This is a genomic window from Streptomyces sp. MnatMP-M17, assembly GCF_900091995.1.
GTDB lineage: Bacteria > Actinomycetota > Actinomycetes > Streptomycetales > Streptomycetaceae > Streptomyces.
On sequence record NZ_FMDK01000992.1, the window covers coordinates 1 to 2,457 of the forward strand.

Below are 2,457 nucleotides of genomic sequence, written 5' to 3' on the forward strand. Positions count from 1 at the left end.
CGTGCCGTCCGAGCCGCGCCCTGCCGCGCTCAGGCGGGCTGGTGGGCGGCGACCAGCGCCACCGCCGCCACCAGCAGGACGAGCAGCGTCAGCAGAGCCACCGGGCTCAGGCCGCCCAAGGGGCCCTGCTGCTGAAGCCGCTCCCTGTTGGCGCGGCAGACGCGGCATCGGCCCTCGCTGACGGGCCCCGCGCAGTTGGCGCACACCAATCGGTCGTAGGTCATGCGCATTCCTCCTCACCGCGCGGCGGAGCCGCAGCCAGTGTTCACTCCGCTCAACGCTCCGGGAAACACGACCGTTCCCCGACCCACTGTGCCAGTTCCCGGCGTTTTCGGCTCGGCCGACGGCATTCCGGCGGGCCCACCACTGCTGGCGGCCACGGCGCATCCGTGATAAAGCGCCGCAAGACCGGACGTACCACCACCGCCCCTCCTGCCCCAACCCCGGACGCGGACTGCGCGGCCCTGTCCGCTTCGCGTAAGGTCTCGCTCACCTACTCCCTCACTCCCCACACCCACTCCCGTACTCCCGTATCTCCCGGCCGACCGTGCGTGGTGCATCCCGTGATCCGATTCGACAATGTCTCCAAGACCTATCCGAAGCAGAACCGCCCGGCCCTGCGCGATGTCTCCCTCGAAATCGAGAAGGGAGAGTTCGTCTTCCTGGTCGGCTCCTCCGGTTCCGGCAAGTCGACCTTCCTGAGACTGCTCCTGCGCGAGGAGCGCACCAGCCACGGCATGGTGCATGTCCTCGGCAAGGACCTCGCGCGCCTGTCCAACTGGAAGGTGCCGCAGATGCGCCGCCAGCTCGGCACCGTGTTCCAGGACTTCCGGCTGCTGCCGAACAAGACCGTCGCCGAGAACGTGGCCTTCGCCCAGGAGGTCATCGGCAAGTCCCGCGGCGAGATCCGCAAGTCCGTCCCCCAGGTCCTCGACCTCGTCGGTCTCGGCGGCAAGGAGGACCGGATGCCCGGTGAGCTCTCCGGCGGTGAGCAGCAGCGCGTCGCGATCGCGCGGGCCTTCGTCAACCGTCCGCTGCTGCTGATCGCGGACGAGCCGACCGGCAACCTGGACCCGCAGACCTCCGTCGGCATCATGAAGCTGCTGGACCGTATCAACCGCACCGGCACCACCGTCGTGATGGCGACCCACGACCAGAACATCGTCGACCAGATGCGCAAGCGCGTCATCGAGCTGGAAAAGGGCCGGCTGGTGCGCGACCAGGCACGCGGCGTCTACGGCTACCAGCACTGAGTGGCTGCCAGCACGGGTGTCCGGCGGCACTGAGCGGCTGCCGGCACCGAGCACCGAAAGCTGAATCGAAAGCTGAAAGGACGCCATGCGCGCCCAGTTCGTCCTGTCGGAGATCGGCGTCGGTCTCCGTCGCAATCTCACGATGACCTTCGCCGTCATCGTCTCCGTAGCCCTCTCGCTGGCCCTGTTCGGCGGCGCGCTGCTCATGCGCGACCAGGTCAGCGTGATGAAGGACTACTGGTACGACAAGGTCAATGTCTCCATCTTCCTCTGCAACAAGAACGACGCGGCGACCGCTCCCAAGTGCGTCAAGGGCGCGGTCACAGGTGAGCAGCGGAAGCAGATCGAGACCGATCTGAAGAAGATGGACATCGTCGAGACGGTCCATTACGAGACGGCCGACGAGGCGTACAAGCACTACAAGGAGAAGTACGGCGATTCCCCGATCGCCGGCTCGATCACTCCGGACCAGATGCCCGAGTCCTTCCGGGTCAAGCTTGAGGATCCCGAGAAGTACAAGGTCGTCGCGACTGCCTTCGCGGGCCGGGACGGTGTGGAATCCGTCCAGGACCAGCGGGACATCCTCCAGAATCTCTTCGACCTGATGAACGGTATGAACTGGGTCGCGATCTGGGTGATGCTGCTCATGCTGGTCATCGCCCTGATGCTGATCGTCAACACCGTACGGGTGTCGGCGTTCAGCCGCCGCCGTGAGACGGGAATCATGCGGCTGGTGGGCGCCTCCAGCTTCTACATCCAGATGCCGTTCATCATGGAGGCGGCGTTCGCCGGGCTGATCGGCGGGACGGTCGCCTGCGTCATGCTGCTGCTGGGCCGCTATTTCCTGATCGACAACGGTCTCGCGCTCGCCGAGAAGATGCAGCTCGTCAACTTCATCGGCTGGGACGCCGTGCTCGCCAAGCTTCCGCTGGTGCTCGCGATCGGTCTGCTGATGCCCGCCGTGGCCGCTTTCCTCGCGCTGCGCAAGTACCTCAGGGTGTGACAAGCGCCCCTGGCCGCGTCGGGGCAAGCTCCCTTGGGCTGTCCGGTGTTGTCCTAGACTCAACGCCATGTCGGGTTCCGAGTCGCACCATAGATCCCGCGGTCTCCGCCGCGGGGCCGCCCTGACATTGCTGTTCGCGAGTGTCCTCGCCACGGCCGCCGCGACGGACTCGCTGCCGCGCGCCGAGGAGAAGACCGCCCG

3 protein-coding genes are annotated in these 2,457 nt (G+C 66.5%); 2 read left to right on the forward strand and 1 reads right to left on the reverse strand.

The window, feature by feature from the left end; genetic code table 11:
* Positions 1–29: 29 nt before the first annotated feature.
* The gene (locus GA0115259_RS34795; RefSeq protein WP_066943440.1) at positions 30–224 is read right to left on the reverse strand and encodes a hypothetical protein; all 195 of its coding nucleotides are present in this window, start codon (positions 222–224) and stop codon (positions 30–32) included.
* 339 nt (positions 225–563) lie between these two features.
* Here GA0115259_RS34795 and ftsE point away from each other — a divergent pair, with 339 nt between their 5' ends.
* Both ftsE and ftsX read left to right on the forward strand, forming a co-directional pair.
* Positions 564–1,253 (forward strand): cell division ATP-binding protein FtsE, encoded by a 690-nt coding sequence (gene ftsE / locus GA0115259_RS34800; RefSeq protein WP_046503740.1) that lies wholly within the window; start codon positions 564–566, stop codon positions 1,251–1,253.
* A gap of 85 nt (positions 1,254–1,338) precedes the next feature.
* Positions 1,339–2,256 carry a permease-like cell division protein FtsX gene (ftsX, locus tag GA0115259_RS34805; RefSeq protein WP_093604294.1) on the forward strand — a complete coding sequence of 306 codons (918 nt, stop codon included), beginning with the start codon at positions 1,339–1,341 and terminating at the stop codon, positions 2,254–2,256.
* Positions 2,257–2,457 lie beyond the last annotated feature (201 nt).

Excerpts from the sequence above, each read along its gene's own strand:
- ftsX (WP_093604294.1), top strand. The coding sequence starts at position 1,339 with ATGCGCGCCCAGTTCGTCCTGTCGGAGATCGGCGTCGGTCTCCGTCGC.
- GA0115259_RS34795 (WP_066943440.1), bottom strand. The coding sequence starts at position 224 with ATGACCTACGACCGATTGGTGTGCGCCAACTGCGCGGGGCCCGTCAGC.